Annotated in this window: 10 protein-coding genes and 2 pseudogenes; 8 read left to right on the plus strand and 4 right to left on the minus strand. The window is 46.9% G+C overall.

What is annotated here, in order from left to right; genetic code table 11:
- Nucleotides 1-584: 584 nt before the first annotated feature.
- The gene (locus V2H77_RS03765; RefSeq protein WP_341497737.1) at nucleotides 585-1,889 is read left to right on the plus strand and encodes an NAD(P)/FAD-dependent oxidoreductase; all 1,305 of its coding nucleotides are present in this window, start codon (nucleotides 585-587) and stop codon (nucleotides 1,887-1,889) included.
- A gap of 85 nt (nucleotides 1,890-1,974) precedes the next feature.
- Here the strand turns inward: V2H77_RS03765 and V2H77_RS03770 are convergent, their stop codons facing one another.
- Both V2H77_RS03770 and V2H77_RS03775 read right to left on the minus strand, forming a co-directional pair.
- Nucleotides 1,975-3,651: a S8 family peptidase gene (locus tag V2H77_RS03770; protein ID WP_341497738.1), complete on the minus strand. Its 1,677-nt coding sequence runs from the start codon at nucleotides 3,649-3,651 to the stop codon at nucleotides 1,975-1,977.
- 270 nt (nucleotides 3,652-3,921) lie between these two features.
- Nucleotides 3,922-4,313, minus strand: a pseudogene (locus V2H77_RS03775) (IS30 family transposase); the annotation flags it as partial.
- A 437-nt stretch (nucleotides 4,314-4,750) separates the two neighbouring features.
- Here V2H77_RS03775 and V2H77_RS03780 point away from each other — a divergent pair.
- The 7 genes and pseudogenes from V2H77_RS03780 (at nucleotide 4,751) to V2H77_RS03810 (ending at nucleotide 18,522) form a co-directional block, all read left to right on the plus strand.
- On the plus strand, nucleotides 4,751-6,415 hold the full coding sequence (locus tag V2H77_RS03780) for a ShlB/FhaC/HecB family hemolysin secretion/activation protein (RefSeq protein WP_341497739.1): 1,665 nt from the start codon (nucleotides 4,751-4,753) through the stop codon (nucleotides 6,413-6,415).
- Nucleotides 6,416-6,463: 48 nt separating this feature from the next.
- A pseudogene (locus V2H77_RS03785) lies at nucleotides 6,464-15,487 on the plus strand (two-partner secretion domain-containing protein).
- On the plus strand, nucleotides 15,484-15,846 hold the full coding sequence (locus V2H77_RS03790) for a hypothetical protein (RefSeq protein ID WP_051691095.1): 363 nt from the start codon (nucleotides 15,484-15,486) through the stop codon (nucleotides 15,844-15,846). Before V2H77_RS03785 ends, V2H77_RS03790 begins: the two are co-directional and overlap by 4 nt.
- A 213-nt stretch (nucleotides 15,847-16,059) precedes the next feature.
- Nucleotides 16,060-16,827, plus strand: a complete 768-nt coding sequence (locus V2H77_RS03795) for a polymorphic toxin type 50 domain-containing protein (protein WP_341497740.1) — start codon at nucleotides 16,060-16,062, stop codon at nucleotides 16,825-16,827.
- Nucleotides 16,828-16,849: 22 nt separating this feature from the next.
- Nucleotides 16,850-17,158: a hypothetical protein gene (locus V2H77_RS03800; protein WP_132346547.1), complete on the plus strand. Its 309-nt coding sequence runs from the start codon at nucleotides 16,850-16,852 to the stop codon at nucleotides 17,156-17,158.
- Nucleotides 17,159-17,310: 152 nt separating this feature from the next.
- The gene (locus V2H77_RS03805; protein WP_341497741.1) at nucleotides 17,311-17,556 is read left to right on the plus strand and encodes a hypothetical protein; all 246 of its coding nucleotides are present in this window, start codon (nucleotides 17,311-17,313) and stop codon (nucleotides 17,554-17,556) included.
- A gap of 276 nt (nucleotides 17,557-17,832) precedes the next feature.
- Nucleotides 17,833-18,522: a DUF3916 domain-containing protein gene (locus V2H77_RS03810; RefSeq protein WP_341497742.1), complete on the plus strand. Its 690-nt coding sequence runs from the start codon at nucleotides 17,833-17,835 to the stop codon at nucleotides 18,520-18,522.
- A 99-nt stretch (nucleotides 18,523-18,621) separates the two neighbouring features.
- Here V2H77_RS03810 and V2H77_RS03815 read toward each other — a convergent pair whose 3' ends face one another.
- Together V2H77_RS03815 and pvcA are read right to left on the minus strand one after the other, a co-directional pair.
- Nucleotides 18,622-19,467 carry a TauD/TfdA dioxygenase family protein gene (locus V2H77_RS03815; RefSeq protein ID WP_341497743.1) on the minus strand — a complete coding sequence of 282 codons (846 nt, stop codon included), beginning with the start codon at nucleotides 19,465-19,467 and terminating at the stop codon, nucleotides 18,622-18,624.
- Between the two features lie 30 nt (nucleotides 19,468-19,497).
- Entirely contained in the window at nucleotides 19,498-20,475 is a 978-nt protein-coding gene (gene pvcA, locus V2H77_RS03820) for an L-tyrosine isonitrile synthase (protein WP_341497744.1), read from the minus strand.
- Nucleotides 20,476-20,649 lie beyond the last annotated feature (174 nt).

The raw sequence follows: 20,649 nt of genomic DNA on the forward strand, positions 1-20,649 counted from the left end.
TTTCAATGAGCACGGGTATATAACTTTTAAGTACTTTTTACTCGTATTATCCATTTTCAAGTGTTTGTTCTATTGCCAGAGAGATTACCTTTATTGGTGATTATTTATGCGGGAAAGCGCCTTCTTTTTTATGCGTCTAGCATGGTCGTATTCCTAAAATTTCATTGATATCAGATTCCTTAAGAGCTTTTTTTAGCTCATATTTTATTTCCTGTGTAAATGGGGAAGTGAAAGAAATAAGAGCTGAATCCAACCGATTGAAAATAAATTGACAAATTTTGTGATTGATGTTTATTTATTCAAAAGAATTTGATGTTGTTCAATTTTGGTATGAGCCACTAACCAGTCATGATATTCTGTAATTATCACATCAGTTATTTATATATACCCTATAGATTTCAAGATGCATCGCGACGGCAAGGGAGCGAATCCCCGGGAGCATAGATAACTATGTGACTGGGGTGAGTGAGCGCAGCCAACAAAGAGGCAACTTGAAAGATAACGGGTATAAAACTAAATGTTATTTAAAGGTATTATTTTACTGCCCTTAAATAACATTTGGTTTACATTTTAGTGGAGTAGTCATGACAACACCAAAGAAGAGAATTGTTATCATTGGTGGAGGTGCTGGTGGTTTGGAACTGGCAACCAGTCTGGGGCATAAGTTAGGTCGCAAGAAGAAAGCAGAAATTGTGCTGGTGGATCGTAACCAAAGTCACCTATGGAAGCCGTTATTACATGAAGTAGCCACCGGCTCCCTTGACGATGGAGTTGATGCGTTGAGTTATCTGGCTCATGCCCGTAACCACTATTTCAGTTTCCAATTAGGGACGTTGACTGATATCCACCGTGATAGCAAAAAAGTCACTTTGGCTGAGATCAGGGATGAATATAACGAAGTCCTGGTGCCTGAACGTGAATTGAGCTATGACATTCTGGTTATGGCCCTCGGCAGTACATCTAATGATTTTAATACACAAGGTGTGAAAGAACACTGTATCTTCCTGGATAACCCGCAACAGGCTCATCGTTTCCATAATGAAATGTTGAATCTGTTTCTTAAGTATTCTGCAAACTGCGGTCAGCAAGATAAGGTTAATATTGCTATCGTTGGCGGTGGTGCGACAGGGGTTGAGTTATCAGCGGAATTGCACAATGCGGTAAAACAGCTTAACAGTTATGGTTTTGAAGGGCTAAGTTCAGAAGCATTGAACGTTACGTTAGTTGAAGCAGGGGAGCGAATTTTGCCTGCATTGCCGGCACGTATTTCTGCTGCGGCACATCAGGAACTTACCAAACTTGGCGTTCATGTATTAACTAAAACTATGGTGACCAGTGCTGATGAGCATGGGCTGAATACTAAAGAGGGTGAGCTGATTAAGGCTGATCTTATGGTATGGGCTGCTGGTATCAAAGCACCTGATTTTATGAAAGATATTGCCGGACTTGAAACCAACCGGATTAATCAGTTAGTGGTGAAGCCAACGCTGCAAACGACATTTGATGAGCATATTTTTGCCATTGGTGATTGCGCATCATGCTCGAAGAAGGAAGGCGGCTTTGTTCCACCAAGGGCGCAAGCGGCTCATCAAATGGCCAGTCGCTGTTATAGTAATATTATTGCCTTGTTGCATGACAAGCCGTTAAAAGAATATACCTACAAAGATCATGGCTCATTAGTGTCATTATCTAAATTCAGTACGGTGGGTAGTTTGATGGGTAATTTAATGCGTGGGTCAATGATGATAGAAGGGCGTGTAGCTCGTGCTGTTTATATCTCTTTATATCGTATGCATCAGGTAGCCTTACATGGATATATCAAAACGGGTTTGATGATGCTTGTTGGCGGCATTAACCGTGTAATTCGCCCACGATTAAAACTGCATTAATTATTTAATTAATATAAGGCCCCCGTAGAATAACGGGTGGCCTTGATAAAATATCGCTACTTTAATTTGAAATCATTTATCTGAATTAAGAAAACAGACGATCAACTAATTTGAAAGCATTTGCGACATTTGGTCGTGTGCCGATTCCTTGTAGTTCTCCTATTGTAGAACCGCTACTTCTAACCAGTGTTGCTATTTGAGTGCAATTAAGATATTTATGATATTTTGATTTAGCATAGGACTGAATAAGTGCTAATGCACCTGCGACTAAAGGTGTAGCACTGGATGTGCCATTATAACTGCGAGTATAATTTCTATTATTTCCTGGTAGATATTGTAAGTTTGTATATCCAGTAGTTGTGACATTTTCACCCCAGGAGTTTAAACTGGTGTAAAGATTATGATTGGAAAAGCCTAATCGGTGTCCATTAATTGATGTACAGGCACCGATCATAATACCGCCAGGATCGCCATAATTAGGGAAAGTGAAGTCATAGGCTAAATTAATACCACTATTACCAGAAGCGAAAATAATGATTGCTCCTGCATCAGCACAACTTTTTATTTTTTGCCAATTAGATTTGAGGTAGGTAAAAGGATAATATCTATTATTGGCTACAGTTTGAATATTTAAGCTAATAATATCTCCGGGTAAAAAGCTATATATTATTCTATCAAAATCATCGACATCATAAAAACGGAATTGACATTCGTGAGCAATACCCGTCACACCGAATTTATTATCTTTTGCAGAAATACAGCCGGTAGCTGCTGTACCGTGATTACAATCTTGTGTTTCTGGGCGGCTGTTGATAACCGTAATATTACCAACTAAATCTTCATGGTTTCTATAAACGCCAAAATCAAGGTGGTGTACAGTGACGCCTTTGCCTTTATAACCTTCATCCCAGGCTTTTCTGATATTCATACCGTTGTGTTCATCTAAATATCCCTGCAAATGTGAGAAATCAGGTGTAACGATATGAGTAGTATCAAACTCAGGAGTTACTGTTTCCTCTTCGGATAGAAGCAAAGGTGGTGGCGGTAGCTCTTTCAAAATCGGTGTCAGAGAGCAAAATTCGACATAATCTAGTTTCTCCAGTTCATTGGCTAATTTGACTAAATCAGCATGATTAATATCAGCATCTATCTTGTATAGGTGAGTTAATTTACTGAATTCGGGTGTTTTCCAGGTTTTCTTATCTAAATCTTTTTGATTAAAAACAGGTTTTATCTCTATTACGCTTTTATATGAACTAAAAATAGGTAATAAATTATCTTTTTCTATTTCAAATTTTTTTAATCCATCAGGGAAAAACATAATCTCAAGATTATACTTTAAATTTTTATTTGGGATATCATTGTTTCCTTTTAAAGAGATAGTGTTATATTTGGGGAATGTTTCTTTCGGTGGTATATGGTTAATGTCGATATTGTCACTTTTGTTTTTATCTATCTCATCGATTTCCTTATTGATATCAAATAAGAAATCTGATTCTTTTATTTCTATATTTTCTGGTGTAAGATCAGCAATTGTTTTACCATCCTGAATAAGGGTGGTCTCTATTGTATAATTTGCGGCTTTAAGTGAAGTCAAACAGACGAGTTGATTATCTTCACTATAACATTCATATATCTCTTTTGTATTCAAATTGGTTACGGTGTATTTTATTTCTGTATTGTTACTAATTTCACCGTGACATTTGAGATATAAATTACCGTCAAATTTTGCAGATTGAAAGTACTCAAGGGATATAGACATTATCATTCTCCTCTTTGGTTAATTTCCTCCTCAGTATAACTATGATTGGGTATTTCATATTATTATTATTTCTTAGTCCATTGTTCTGTTAGAGAGTTACTGGGATATCTATACTGATTATTGCTAAATGTTATTTTAAAATTAATTTATAATCGCTTTGGTGAGGAAGTTATTTTTCTCAAAATAAAAAGTAGGTTTTTATTAAGGTGGATAACTTTGAATGACCCTATTAATAGTGTAGGAAAGATTTACATAATAAGTGCAATACCGTTACTCTGGAAGTAAACATATTTGTATTCCTTTAAATAATTCATTGGATATTTTATCACTCCGAGTTTTTCGGGAGCGATTATTGAATCGGTTTACCACGAAATTTATTTCCTGATCAGAGACTTCATTAAAATCGGTTCCCTTTGGAAAGTATTACTTGATTAATCCATTGATCCCTCTTTTCCAGAGATGAGCAGGGGTGTGATCAAAGTAAATTTGCGCCTCTAATTTTTCACTGATGAGCTCATGCTTTGCAAACACCAAACTGTTGTCGAATGTGATAGTCCTAACCTTTTGTTTTAACCCGTATAACACTTTCACGGCGGCTTTCGCGATTTGCTATCGAGCTTAATGATAAGGGTATACAGCGTTTTGCGTTCAACGAGCATTAATTGTCTGATAGCTATCCCCTAATCCGAAATAACATAATGCCAGTTCTGCCAACTGAGCTAAAAGTCACATCTAACCTAATCAAAAAAGATAACATTTCATCACCAATTTACGACAAGTATCACTTCGTCAGTGATTTCATCCTGAAATTAAACATCATAAATGTGATATGAATCACACAATTAACACAAAAAATGAAATTAATTTGAAATTATTAGAATTGATTATTAAACGATTAATATTAATCTGTTTTTTATACAATATTGTCACAAAATAATCACATTGCCTGTTTTTTGCCTTGCAATATAACCCCTTGTTTTTGCTGCTATCTTAACCAATCCCCTCATTTTAGATGTCCAGCTGATCATCAATCCTAAATGTTGATCGCTAAGCTAAATTCATGGTTAATACCGCTTCAGCATTGTGGAATAGAAAGTCAATGAAAAGCAGTATTTTAGTGTTTGCAGTTTTTTGTAACGTGGTTTCAGGCAGTCAGGCCGCAGACCTCTCAGCACAACAACTCATTCATCAACAGGCCCGCCAGCAAGCCCTGGAGGCGCAATTAGCCCCACCCCCTGCGGAGGTTCACCTGTCTGTCCCCGAACAGACGGTGTCATCCGCATTTCCGCGGGAAACGCCGTGTTTTCCGATCACCCGCGTCGTGTTGACCGGCACCGAAAATTTCCCGCACTGGTTGCCGTTCAGGCGTGTCGCCCAACAGGGCGAAAACCATTGCCTCGGCGCTCAGGGCATTAACCGGCTGATGACCCAACTACAAGATCAACTCATCAATCACGGCTATGTTACCAGCCGGGTTCTGGTCCCTCGCCAAGATCTGCGTACCCAAACGCTAAAACTGGTGATGATACCGGGCAACATCCGGCATATCCGCTATACCCCTGACAGCGGGAAATATATCCAGCGGATAACGCCATTCCCCGCGCGTGAAGGCAAACTGCTGGATTTACGGGACATTGAGCAGGGACTGGAAAACTTGCAACGTTTTCCGACCGTTCAGGCGGAGATGAATATTGTCCCGGCAGAACAGCCGGGGGAGAGTGATATTGTGCTGGACTGGCGTCAGTCCCGGCACTGGCGAGTCGCCACGTATCTGGATGATACCGGGTCCAAAAGCACCGGCCGTTATCAGGGCGGACTCACCTTTTTTCTGGATAACCCGCTGGCGCTAAGCGACCTGTTCTATCTCTCCGAGGGGCGCGATATTCATGCGTCTGCCGGGAAAGGCAGCCAAAACGACACGCTCTATTACTCGCTGCCCTTCGGCTACTGGATGGCGAGCGTGACCGCCAGTCATTACGATTATATTCAGACAATCGCCGGGCTGAATCAGGCGATTCAATACCGGGGAAAAAGCCAAAACCTGGCGGTCCAGCTCAGCCGGGTGCTACACCGCAACGCCGACCAGAAAACCCTGCTCAACGGTGAAATTTATCGCCGGGCGTCCCGTAATTTTATTGACAACACTGAAATCGATGTTCAGCGCCGGGAAACCGCAGGCTGGAAGCTGGGGCTGTCCCATCATCACACTATCGGCAGTGCTACTCTCGATACCAAGGTGACTTACCAACAGGGCATGCGCTGGTTTGGCGCGCAACCGGCGCCGGAAGAGTACCGCAATGAGGGGACGGCTTTACCCAAAATCACCCAATTCTCGGCGACGCTGGCCGGGCCGTTAACGCTGTTTTCTCAGTCCTTCTCTTATCAAACCCAGTATCTGCGGCAGATAAGCGCCAGCCCATTGACGCCCCAGGATCGATTCTCGATTGGCGGCCGCTGGACGGTACGCGGCTTTGATGGCGAATTGACCTTATCCGCTGATCGGGGTTGGTACAGCCGGAACGAACTGGACTGGCAAACCCCGCTGCGGGGGCAATCGCTGTATCTGGGGATCGACTATGGCGAAGTGGGCGGACGGGGCAGTGACGTTCTGCTCGGAAAACACCTGGCGGGGAGCGCCCTGGGCTGGCGAGGCAGCCTGAAAGGGGTGAGCTACGACCTGTTTGTCGGTGTCCCGCTGTCCAAACCCGCCGGTTTCCAAACTTCCCCGGTCACGGCCGGATTCAACCTGTATTGGCAGTATTAATTCAAATAGCAAAACTGCCAGTGGGTAGTGTTGTGTGGAGTAAAAATCATGAACCAGCAGTTGTATCGTATTATTTTTAATCAGGCCCGTCAGATGTGGATGGTGGTGGTCGAGATAGTGTGTGCCGGGCGCGGACAAACGGGACGCCGCGCTCGTCGCCCCTCTTCACTGCAACGTCGTTGTCGGCTTACTGCGCTACGGTTTGGGATGTTATTCGCCCTTGGCGGGATTTCACTCACCGCACAGGCGGCGATTGTGGCCGATGGACAGGCGCCGGGACGTCAGCAGCCGACCGTCATTCGCAGCGCCAACGGTACGCCGCAGGTCAATATCCAGACGCCCGGCTCTGATGGCGTTTCTCACAACAGCTACCGTCAGTTTGATGTGGATAAACAAGGGGTTATCCTCAATAACAGCCATCAGGCCACGCAGACGCAACTGGGCGGCATGGTGGCGGGCAATCCGTAGTTAGCCAAAGGGGATGCCAGCGTTATCCTCAACGAGGTCAACAGCCACGACCGCAGTCACCTCAACGGCTGGATTGAAGTGGCCGGGCATAAAGCCGAGGTGATTATTGCCAACCCGGCCGGTATCACCTGTAACGGTTGCGGGTTTATTAACGCGCATCGCACCACGCTCACCACCGGACAAGCCCTGATGGAACGGGGCCGGTTGAAAGGGTTTGATGTCAATCAGGGGGACGTGCGGATTGACGGGCACGGCATGGACAGCACCCAGCAAAGTTACACCGATATTATCGCCCGCTCCGTGGCGATTAACGCCAAATTACATGCCCAAGACCTGAAAGTGACTACCGGGCGCAATATTGTGGATGTTGCGCATCAACAGATTGAGAAAAAATCGGCAGACAATGAGAAGCCCCCGGAGTTTGCGTTGGATGTGGCGGCACTGGGCGGCATGTATGCCCATAAAATTAGGCTAATAGGCACCGAAACGGGGGTGGGCGTCCATAATGCCGGCAATATCGGGGCCTCTGCCGGGGACGTGCATATCACCGCCGATGGCTGGATAGAAAATCGCGGCGCCATCAGCAGCCGGGATACGTTGCAATTAACGTCGTCTGCCGATGTCTCGAACACCGGCAAATTACTGTCACAATCGGCGGTGAATTTACAAGCCAAAGGGGAGTTAAAGAATCAGGGCCGGGTGGAGGCCCGCGGCGATACCACCGTCACCGCAGGCACCATACACAGCAGCCATGACAGCGTCTGGGCCGCCGGACTGGATGATAAGGGCAACACCACCCGCCCCGGTTCACTGACCCTGACCGAGCAACACGTTCAGGCCAATGGCAAAAATCTGGCGACCGATACGCTGGCGATCCACAGTCAACAGATTGACCTGAGCGACAGCCAGACCGCCGCCAGTCAGATTCAATTGAATGCCAGTCAACACGGGATAAGTACCGCTCGCGCCACCGTCAACGCCGACCGTTTGACTGCGAAAACCCCCGGCCGGTTTAACAACGACGGCGGGCAATTAGTGGCACAGGAAATCCACCTCACGACGCCGGATATCTCTAACCTGAAAGGAAAAATTAACCAGACCGGTACCGGTGAACTGACGCTTAACACTCGCATGCTGAATAACCGTGAAGGGACAGTGTTCAATCAAGGGAAACGGTTGATCCTCACCACAGACCAGCTTGACAACCATCAGGGCAACATTGCCAGTCAGGGCGAGGACCTGCATCTCACTGCGCGTCACGCAGATAACACTCAGGGCACAGTGCAACTGGCGGGCAACGGGAAATTGTCACTCAACAGTCAACGCTGGCTGGGTGATAAGGGCAAACTGCTCACCAACGGCGCCCTGACGATACAAGCCGGTGAACTGCAACTGAACCACGCTGAAACGCAGGCCGGGCAGATTACTATCAATGCGGACACCCTGAGCCATCAAAACGGGCTGATGCAACAACGTGGCAAAGATACGCTATCTCTGACGGTGAACACCCTAAATAACCAGAACGGCACCCTTGCCGGCAACGGTAACCTGAACCTTAAGGCAACGACCATCGATAATCGTCACGGCAACCTCGTGGCTGCCGACAAGGGCTCGCTGACACTGACGGTCAAAGACACGCTGGACAATCAGGCGGGCCGGCTGGAAGCGGGCAATGCGCTCCGGCTCAGCGCCGCCCAACTGGATAATCGCCGGGGTAGCCTTGTTGCCACCGGGGACAGCGCCACCCTGACCATTGGCAAAGCCATTCAAAACGCTAACGGCCATCTTGAAGCCAAAACCCGACTGACCACGACCAGCCAGACACTGGATAACACGCAGGGGGTGTTGCTGGCGCAGCATATCAACAGCCAGACTACCGGCCAGCCCTTCATCAATACGGCGGGACAGGTGATAGCCGAGGACACTCTGACCTTAAACAGTGGTGAACTGGATAACACGGCGGGGCGGTTACAATCCGGCTGCGAGATGGCCGTTGATACCCACGGGCATGGATTCACCAATACCCGCCATGCCGACCAAAAAGCGGGCCGGTTGTTAAGCGGCGGGCAGTTAACCCTGCGTACCGGCGACATCGATAACACTGGCGGCATGATAGCTGCGGACGGCAAAACGACGCTGACCAGCAGCACGCTCAATAATACTCAGGGCCAGATAGCCGGAAATGGCGGGCTGGACATTCACAGTCAGCAACTCACTAACCGCAACGGGACCTTACAATCCGCAGACGCCCTGAATCTGGATACCGACGGCCAGTTACTGGATAACCAGCAGGGCCAGATTCTCGGCGAGGGCAAAACCACCGTCACCAGCGGCCCGCTGGACAATCGCCACGGTCATCTGCAAGGCGGACAGTTGGTTATCGACACCCGACAGGCGCAGACGGATAACCGGGACGGCAAATTGTTGTCGGCCGGTACGTTCAACCTGAAAACCCAGCGGCTCGACAATCGTCACGGGCAGGTGCAAGCCGTGGGCGATACCGCTCTTAATGTTGAAACCCAAACCGATAACACCGGCGGCCTTATCCGTGGTGGTCAGAAATTGACCTTGAGTACCGCTCACCTGATTAATCGCGACACGGCGCAGACGGATAAAGGACTGGAAGCGCAAAACCTGACGGTCAACGCCCAACAGGCGGATAACAGTCAGGGGGCTTTACGGGCGGCTAACCGCCTGCAAGCAAACATCAGCCAGACCTTGAATAATATTCAGGGACTGGTCTCCGCCGGCAAACAGCTCACTATCAACAGCGAAGCTCAGCAACCGCATCTGAGGATTAACAACCAACAGGGCACCTTGATTGCCGGGAAACAGGTGGATATTAACGCCGAAGCTCTCAGCGGTGACGGCCAACTGTTATCGCAGGGCGATATGGCGGTTGCTTTAACCGAGGATTTTCACCATACCGGCAACACCGCGGCCAATGGCAATCTGACCCTGAAAACCACCGGCAATCTCCGCAATGACCGCCAGATAAAAGCCGGTCAGGCGCTGCATCTTGACGCCCACAATCTCACCAACAGCGCCGCCGGTGAAATCAGCGCCGGGCAAACGCAAATCCAGGTCCGCGATACGCTGAACAATACCGGACTGATTGACGGCGGTTTGACCCATCTCACGGCCAACACCCTGAACAATACCGGCACCGGGCGCATTTACGGCGACCAGCTTGCCCTCCAGACGGGAACCTTGAATAACAGCGCACAGGACGGCAAAGCCGCCGTGATTGCCGCGCGGGACCGACTGGATATCGGCACCGAAACACTGAATAACAGTCACCATGCCCAAATTTACAGCGTAGGCGATATGCATATCGGCGGCCAATTGGACAACAGCCTGACAGCCACCGGTCAGGCGCGTGAGCTCAATAACCACGCCGCGACAATTGAGGCCGGGAAAAACCTGAAAATTCAGGCCGACCAGATTAACAACACCAACGCCGGTCTGGTGACTCAGGTCGTCGAAACGGAAAAATCGCAACATCACGACGCGGTATTGAGCGGCCAGACCACCCGCTATGACTGGTCGCAGGTGGACACTTCCCGCCACAACAAATATGGCGTGCACGATGCCATCATGCCGGACGGCAGCCGCAGTAATGACTTTTACGAATATCAGTACACCCGCACCGTGAATGAAACGCAGGTCAAACAGAGTGACCCGGGTAAAATTCTGGCGGGCGGCAATATCACGCTCAACAGTGCGCAGGTCACCAATCACGACAGCCAAATTGTCGCCGGCGGCGAGCTGAACGGCGAAATCGGTGAACTGCACAATATAGCGACTCAGGGCGAACGTATCACCACCGATAAAGGTCGCCAGACTCACTGGTATGCGAAAAAGAAACGACTTAAGCCCAGATTCCGCGGCACTAAAACCTCGCAGGGGAAAAGCCGCAGTGGTTATCACCCTGCCCCGGTGATAGAAACGATTGACCTGAAAACGCTGGCCTGGCAGGACCATACCCGTCCACAGAACACCGATATCACGATTACGGACCGACAGACCGGTCAGATACACGATGCCCCCACGGCGGTCAAACCGGTGAGCGGGATAAACGACCAGCCGCTGGTCTTGCCCCCCGGCCAGCCATTTGAACTGAGTTTGCCCCCGGAAACGGTGAAAGGGCAAACAATCGACCCGGCGATACGCGTAGTGACCCCCAATACCCGCCTGCCGGATAACAGCCTGTATACGGTGCAACCGGGCAGTGACAGCCACTATCTGGTCGAAACCGACCCGAAATTTACCCAGTATAAACAGTGGCTGGGTTCGGATTACATGCGGCAACAGTTAACGCACGACCCGGCGCTGGTTCACAAACGCCTGGGCGATGGGTTCTATGAACAGCGACTGGTGCGGGACCAGATTACCCAACTGACCGGCCGGCGCTATCTGACCGGCTACAACAACGATGAAGAGCAGTTTAAAGCGCTGATGGATGCCGGTATTACCTTTGGCAAACAGCAACAGTTAACGCCGGGCGTCGCCTTAAGTCCGGCGCAGATGGCATTGCTGACTTCGGATATTATCTGGCTGACTAACCAAACCGTGACCTTGCCGGATGGGACTACTGAGGTGGTCACCGTGCCGCAGGTGTATGCGCGTGTCCGTCAGGGCGACCTGAGCAGTGATGGCGCCTTGCTGGCCGGCAATACCGTGGCGCTCAACAATCAGGGCGATATTACCAACAGCGGTACGATTAGCGGGCGTGACGTCACCCAACTGACCGCCAACAATCTGACCAACAGCGGCTTTATTCGCGGCGGCAAAGTGGATGTGACGGCCCAACAGACGCTCACCAACCGGGGCGGGCAGATTCAGGGGGATGACCGGGTAGCTTTGACAGGTCGCGATATCACCAGTGCATCAACTGTGCGCGGGGATGAGGCTAACCGCTGGCTGGACCGTCCGGCAGGGATTTATGTGCAGAACGATAAAGGTACCTTATCGCTGAGCGCCATCAACAATGTGCAATTAACCGCCAGTGAGGTGAAGAATGCCGGTAAAGACGGTCGCGCCGAGATAACCGCCGGCCATAACCTGACGCTGGACACCTTAAGCACCCACCGTACAGAGCAGGGGAATTGGGGGAAAGATAACTATCGCCATCTGACCCAACAACAGGATATCGGCAGCCAGATAACCGGCACCGGTGATGTGACCCTGCAAGCCGGGCAGGATTTGACCGCCACCGCCGCCCACGTCAATGCCGGTCAACAACTGACGGCACAGGCCGGGCATAACCTGACGCTGACAACCGGTACCGCCGCATCCGACTTAGTGGAGCACAGTAAACAGACCAGCAAAGGCTGGCTGTCGAAGTCGTCGGTGGAAACCCACGATGAAGTGCATGACCGGCAGGCGCTCAGTACCACATTTAGCGGCGATAAAGTGACTTTACAGGCCGGTAAAGACCTGAATATCCGCGGCAGCAATGTGGCGGGCACGCAGGATGTCAGCCTGAACGCCGGTCATCAGCTTACCGTCGCCACCGCCGCAGAATCTCACGGTGAAACCCATTTTCGGCAGGAGAAAAAATCGGGCCTGATGGGCACGGGCGGGATTGGTTTTACCGTTGGCAAAGCCAGCCAGAAAGTCACCACCGACAGCGACAGCCAGCTGAGTAAAGGCAGCACGGTCGGCAGCAGTCAGGGCAATGTGACGCTCAACGCAGGGGAACAGCTCCGGGTTCACGGCAGTGAGGTGATTGCCGGTAAAGACCTGACGCTGACCGGTCAACAGGTCACGGTCACCAGTGCGGAAAACCGCAATCACACCACAACAAAAACCGAACAAAAACAGAGCGGCTTAACCGTGGCGCTGAGCGGCGCCGCCGGGGGTGCCATCAACACGGCCGTGCAAACGGCCCATGAAGCGCAACAGACTGCCGACCCGCGCCTGAAAGCCTTGCAAAACACCAAAGCCGCCCTCAGCGGAGTGCAAGCGACGCAGGCTGCCCGACTGGCCGAAGCCCAGGGCAGTGACAACCGCAGCAATAACAATCTGGCCGGGGTGAGCCTGTCCTACGGTCGCCAGTCTGCTCGTTCAGAACAGCAGTCCCGTCAGACCACCCAACAGGGCAGCCATCTCACTGCCGGGGATAATCTCACGATAACGGCGCACGGTGGCGATAAAGGGACATCCGGTCCGAACGGCGATATCCGTATTCAGGGCAGCCAGTTACAGGCGGGCAAAGACCTGCAACTCAATGCGAGTCGGGATATTACGCTCTCGTCCAGCCAGAACACCGAACAGACCGCCGGCAAGAACAGCAGCCACGGCAGCTCGCTGGGCGTGGGCCTGACCGCCGGACCCGGGGGCACCGGTCTGAACGTCTCGGCCAATGTCAGCCGGGGTAACGGCCGTGAAAACGGCAACAGCGTCAGCCACCATAACACCACGTTACAGGCGGGACAGACCGTTGAGCTGAACAGCGGCCGGGATACGACGTTAAAAGGGGCACAGGTGAAGGGAGAGCAAATTACCGCCGAGGTAAAACGCCATCTGTCATTGAGCAGTGAACAAGACAGTCAGCGCTATGACAGCCGACAACAGAATGCCAGCGCCGGCGTCAGTGCCACCGTAGGCCCGCTCACCAACGGTACAGCAAGCCTCAATGCCAGCCGCAACAAACTGCACAGCAATTACGATTCAGTGCAGGAGCAAACCGGGCTGTTTGCTGGTAAAGGCGGTTATCAGGTTAACGTCGGCGACCACACCCAATTGGACGGTGCGGTGATAGCGAGTCAAGCCAATAAAGCCAAAAACACCCTCAACACCGGGACACTAGGCTTCAAGGATATTCACAATAAAGCGGACTTTAGCGTTGAGCAGCAGAGTGCGGGCGTCAGCCTTGGTCAGCCAACCACCGGTCAGGTGCTGAATAATCTGGCGGTCAATGCGCTGACGGGGGCCCATAATCAGGGCCATGACAGCAGTACCACGCATGCCGCCGTCAGTGACGGCAACCTGATTATCCGAGATAAGGACCACCAAACGCAGGATACCGCGAACTTAAGTCGCGATACCGATAACGCCGCCAATGTCCTGAGTCCGATATTTGATAAGGAAAAAGAACAGCAGCGGCTGAAACAGGCGCAACTGATTGGCGAACTCAGCGCCCAGATGACCGAGATAGCCGGGACGGAAGGGAAAATTATCGCCACAAAAGCGGCGAAAGCGAAACTCAATCATATCAGTGAACAGGATCAAGCCGATGCCAGAGAAAAGTTGGTTAACCGGGGCAATCAACACCCGACTTCGGCGGATATCAACCAACAAATCTATGACACTGCCTACACGCAGGCACTGAATGACTCCGGCCTGGGGACCGGCGGCAAATATCAAAAAGCGTTACAGGCGGCTACGGCAGCGATTCAGGGACTGGCGGGGAACAATCTCGGTCAGGCGCTGGCCGGCGGTGCTTCGCCGTATCTGGCTGGCGTGATTAAAGAACTGACTACTGACCCACAAACCCATCAGGTGGATATCGCCGCCAACACGCTGGCCCATGCGATTTTGGGCGCCGTGGCGGCGGAGGTGAGCGGTAATAATGCTCTGGCGGGAGCAGCCGGGGCCGCTTCCGGTGAACTGGCGGCTCAAGTACTGATTAAGCAGCTTTACGGCGACAAGGCAAAAGTCAGTGAGTTAACGGAGGAGCAGAAACAGACTGTCAGCACCCTTTCTACCCTGGCGGCCGGGCTGGCCGGCGGCATTGCCGGTGACTCTACCGGGAGCGCCGTTACCGGGGCACAGGCCGGGAAGAATGCGGTCGATAATAATCACTTAAGCGTTGACCAGAATCGTTCAAGGAGCGAGGAACTGGTCAACTGTCAGGGAGATAGTAGTTGCCGTACGACTGTCAGGGACAAGTATCGCCAAGAATACGATAAGGTTCAGGCACGAATAACAAGCTGTACCGGTGCAGAGCAATGTGTCGCGGTTGCCAAAGAGTTGCGGGCATTACAGGGTGATTACAGTGCCCGGATGAGCGAAATTCAGGAAAAAGCCAGAATGCAGGGACTGGATTCCCTCACGCCGGCAGAAGTGCGGGAATGGGCTGATTTACGGGGTGCGATGTCAAATATTGATGCCTCCCGCAATTTAGTGCTCCATCGTGCTCAAGTCACCGGCGGCTCAGAAGAAACTACCCAGGAAATCGTGAAGATTATGGGGCAGACGGGGATTGCGGCGTCTGCGGGAGTGGCCGGAGGGATCAGTAAAGCTGGAGCAAAAGGCCGCGGGGATGTCGGAAAAGGCAAACAACCATATCAACCGAATCAGGGGGCTGTAGGGAATATGAATGAATTCTTTAAACAGAAAGGATTTGGTAACCAAGCGAAAGGAAACTCACAAAAAACTAGTAAGATCTACCAAGGACAGAGTGTCTACAAAGCATCAAATGATATAAGTGATAATATCCGTACAGGCGATCAATTCTATTTAGATGGCCGTCATAAGAACCACTTGGAAGTTTTTGATAAGAGAGGAAACTTTATTCATGTGTTGAATTTGGATGGTTCGATTAATTTAGATAAAACTAAGGCAGCAGCAGCTGAAGGAAGGAGACTCCCAAAATGATTAAAGATCTTTTCTTTGAAATGTTAAATGATAGTTATCATCAACTTTCGAAAGAAATCTCTGAAAGTAATGTCACTGATAACTTATTAATTGATTATGAAAGTGATTTAAATGAAATGTTTTTTCTGGATATGCATAGGCTAAAAGAGGCAATTTGTTTATTACAAAAAGCACAGCTTATTGATGATAAAATTACCATGCAAGCCGCATTAGTTTACATTAGAGTGCATTCAATGAGATTGTCTGGTTTTTTTGAGGATATAAAAGATGATTCTGATACTTTCTTAAAAAATTCAGAGTGGCCGAATATACCAGAAAATTATCAGGTGCCTGAGCATTATAACTATCCTAATAAGTAAAGTAGAAATCCTAGCCATTGTGAACTATACCCCAAAATGTTGGGCAACCATCTAGCTCTAAAGGTGAAGTTCATTACGCCGGACAAAATGGCTTATCGGGCTGAAAAGTCGCGTCGGGGTGTTATTGGCCGGGAGTCAAACCGTACAGGGAAAAACAGGTTGTAACTGACTGAGTACCATAGAAAAAATCGGTGTTCGGCGGTCAACTTCGCAATGGAATGCGTTGTTATTGAGAATAACTACCTAAGTGTTAACCAGCTTGATAACTTTGCTCAGAGAGCCAGAAAATGTGAGGGAGAAAGTTGTAGGCAAGTCATTAAAGATATGGTCAATACTAATGTCCAGCAACAGGAGGAAATCAAGGAGGTTTGTTCTCGCTCTCCTGAACAATGCCAGCAGAAATATGGTTATCTTGTTGAACAATGGAATGTATTTGATAGGACCATTAGGCATATGGCCAAAGATGATACTTTACCGAATGAATTTAAAGGTTATCTGTCAGCAACTTATACATTGGGAATGGAAGCAGAAGGAACTGTAGCTCAGCAAAAATGGACAAAACGCTTTGAGTCGATGGGATTTGATAAAGAGACCGCAGGGATGATGGCAATGACTCTTCCAGCATTGACTAATGGTAAAGGAACTAAACAATCTGTTGGAGCAACTAAAAGTAATGTATCTATTAACCAAGGACAACAGAATAAACATATACCTGGTACAAATGAGTATAAGATAGCTTCAGATGCAGGTTTAAATAAAAGTATCATCACTGTTCCTCCACAAACATTGCTTCAGAAGATAGGAAGTGGACAACAGATTGGGAATATTCCTATTGGAACTCCTGGTTCAAAAGAACGAATTAATTATGGACATGTGATAGGGAATTACATAGATCCGCAAACAGGAGTTTCTATGCCTACAACTAATGGGATTGTACATTATAGTAAAAGTGGTGTTCACATTGTCCCAGCGAGACCATAAGTGGTGCAAAACAGGAGATTTTATGCGTAATAATACTGACTTATCTAGTTATTTAAAATTATCAATACAAAGAGCTTTGCTTGGTAACATAACCCCTAATGTGAGATGTGTGATTGCTATGCTGAACAATAAAAATATTCATCTGTTTTTTTATTATGATGGTGAATTCACTGAATATAACAAAGAGATTGCATCAGAAATTGAAACTGAGGTCATAGCAGATTTTGAAGGTGATTTTACTATCAACACCCATATGGAACGTCTCGATTATCCCCAGCCAATAAAAATTGGCAATGGATATTGTGTGTATTTAAGAAAAGAAAAACTGTAAAGCTGTTCTCCTGACCACCGTGAATGGCCTCAATCGGGTTCGGTGTCAAACTTCGCGACAGAGAAAAAAGTTGTTGTCGAGAATAACCATTTAAGCGTTGACCAGAATCGTTCAAGGAGCGAAGAACTGGTCAACTGTCAGGGAGATAGCAGTTGCCATACGACAGTCGGGATAAATATCGGCAGGAATATGACCAGGTTCAGGCACGAATAACAAGCTGTACCGGTACAGAGCAATGCGTTGCTGTTGCTAAAGAGCTGCGAGCATTACAGGGTGATTACAGTGCCCGGATGAGTGAAATTCAGGAAAAAGCCAGAATGCAGGGACTGGATTCCCTCACACCGGCAGAAGTGCGGGAATGGGCTGATAACTGTATCAACCGAATTAGGGAGCTGTAGGGAATATGAATGAATTTCTTACTCAACTCGGTTTTGGTACTCAAATAAGAAATAGTACATAAAAAACCAGTCAAATATATCAGGGTCAGAGTGTTTATAAAGCCAATAACAATATTGGGAAAGTAATTGAAAGGTGATCGATCATACCTTGATAGTCAACATAAAAACCATCTTGAGGTTTTTGATAACAAAGGGAAATTTAAGGCTACCTTAAACTTAGATGGTAAGGTAAACCAGACCAAAACTAATGCTGCTATTTAAGGAAGGAAATTATAAATGTCTATGCGTAGAATAGCGTTGAGCAATAAAAAACTGCGTGGTATACCTCGTAGACTACGCTCATTGAAAATATGGTCCGAGTCATATAGAACCTATTTTCCTGTTATCACTGAAAATGATTATTCTTACGGTTATTGGAATGTCAAAATTCCGGTGCATTCAGCATTGGTACAAGGAAAGCAGACTAACAAAAATATTCAATCTATTTGTGCTCAAGATTTGATAGATGCGGCTTATAACATTTATAAGGCGAAGCCAGACAACGAAAATGATATAAGAATTACTTGCTCCATTGTATTGCCTGATATGTTTTCAAGTGAATTATGTATATTCACATCTGAGGAATATTTCAATGAACATACGCGTAATGGATATGGTCGGTTTGGTAAAATAACTTTATTAAGTGAGCGGAGTTTATGCAAAGAATGGAACTTACGATTACCTGATGGTTTTTCAGAGCTAGGTATTCTTAGAATAAATGAAGATGACGAGGGAAAGTCTTATTATTCTGAATGCTGGTATATTGGTGAAGTTAACTATACCCAATGGATTTCAAGATGCATCGCGACGGCAAGGGAGCGAATCCCCGGGAGCATAGATAACTATGTGACCGGGGTGAGCGAGTGCAGCCAACAAAGAGGCAACTTGAAAGATGACGGGTATAAATATAAGAATTTGGCGGATTAGATTAATAAGTACAATTTTTTGTAAAGATAGATCATTTGACTCCCAATAAGTTACAGTGGGAGTCAAATAATCTTTCTGGTTCTTCGTTGTATAAGAATATTATAATCTTAACGCTTGATTATTAAATACTGGGTTAGATTGAATATGGATTCTCTGTAAATGCCGTTCTGATTTAGAAGTAAATCCTTCACGTCCATGTAACAGAGAGAAATTATCCACAATTACCAGATCGCCTTTTTTCCATGCATGAGCATATAAATGGCGTTTATCATATAATATTTTGATAAAATCTTGCTGAAATTTCTCTACTTGATCAGGGCTGATATTATGGTATTCAATAGCATGTTTATTCAGGAATTTTTCTCCATCTATTGCTGGCTCATTATATCTGATAACGTATCCGTTTTTGTCCGGGTGTTCTTCCAGTAAAGGAGAGTGAACTTCCCCACCATAATGAGTGACTTTATTAATGCGATAAGTAATAGATATATTTTTCCATTGTTCTAATTGCTGTTGAGTAGCATTGGCAACAACACGACGAGTATTAACAAAGGTTGTCCTGCCCCCTTGGTCGCTTTCAGGCGCGTGGGCACAATGGAACATAATAAATTCGGGAATTGTCGGTTTATACATGCCATCCCAGTGCAGCGGCATATAGCTGTTATCAAAAACGTGATCGGTAGCATCTTGGTGTTCACGAACATCCAAAATAGCACCAAACGGCCACATCATTATTTCTCCCCAATTACGGGCATATTCTTCATATTCTTTGTGATCAGATAAGTCAGATTTGAAACCACGTAATATAAGCAGATGGTATTTTCTAGTGAGTTCTTTCAGTTGTTCCACTGATAATGTATTAATATGTTGATCGGAATGTTGAGGCGTAATTTCTAAACCAAAAGGGGTTATCTCTTCTGTCTGAAAGTTATTTAATGCTGTCATCGTTATTTTCCTTTAGATTATAATTTCTCTTTAAATCACATAGTGACTGGGTTTTCCATGAATATCGACTAGTTTTCCACCCATCATCTGGACTTCTTTGTGTTTCATCAGTATGAATTGTCCATTTACATTGGCTGCGACACCGTGCCAAGGGGTTAACCAATCATCCCGGGTCGGCATCATATGAATACCAAATTTAATACTATTTGCTGGCTGAGGATGAATAGATAAACGTATGGCATTTGGAAAATGGGTATCTAATAAACTTCCCCATGCCCAACTTCGTTGAATAACACCAATAGCCCTTTGTTTGGCATCTTTTTGTAGGGCATTGTTTGATCCGGTATAGCCGGGTAATAAGCTGTCTTCATACAAGAAACGGGTGACTGCACGATATAATTGTAATCCATCGCTATTTTGCAACAGTTCGTCTTTGATAGATTCTTCCGAGCGGGCATAATGTTTGACTAACATCTGTCGCTGTAAATTGAAGTCGTCACTATGTTCGCAGAGTTCTTTATCGTCATTAAGGTTAAATGTACTTAAGTTGATAGCACCCACTTCATGAAGTAATTGTTTAATATCTTCATGATATTGGCTGATAATATTATCACTTACGCGAATGAGATCACCAAAAACATGTCCATCAGAGCAAATAATAATACGGGCGCCAGGAGGGTAATAAAGCTGAATACGTTGGCAGAGAGAATTAAGAAAAATTAAAGATAAGCGTTCTGCCATATCCGGAGCAGTACCAAGCACTTTATTTCTGTTTGGTGACTTGGTTGGGAATGCGGGTAAAATGAATTCGATAGGTTTTTTATTCCTGATAAAGTATTCAATTCTAGGTAATTGTACAGATTTAATAATCTCTTCTTCTTTAGTAGAGTCTCTCCCTGGATCAGTTAGGCGCCTGCGATATTGCAATAATTCGCGCAGAATCTGCATAGAAATATTATTAAAGGAAACATTCTCAGATGTAATATTATTAGCGGTGACACTTTGCATAATTATGGTTTCTCATACTTATTGTAAATATCCATTCTTTGATTTCTTTAGAAATAGATAAACAGCGGTTTTACTAATTGGTATAGGCGAAGTGTAAGATAATGCAATTAAAAGTTGATATAATATTTAAGAATATATAATAATTTATTTGGTAATAAACAATATGTTTGAATG

It is taken from the genome of Photorhabdus sp. P32 (genome assembly GCF_038085095.1).
Taxonomy (GTDB): Bacteria; Pseudomonadota; Gammaproteobacteria; order Enterobacterales; family Enterobacteriaceae; genus Photorhabdus; species Photorhabdus luminescens.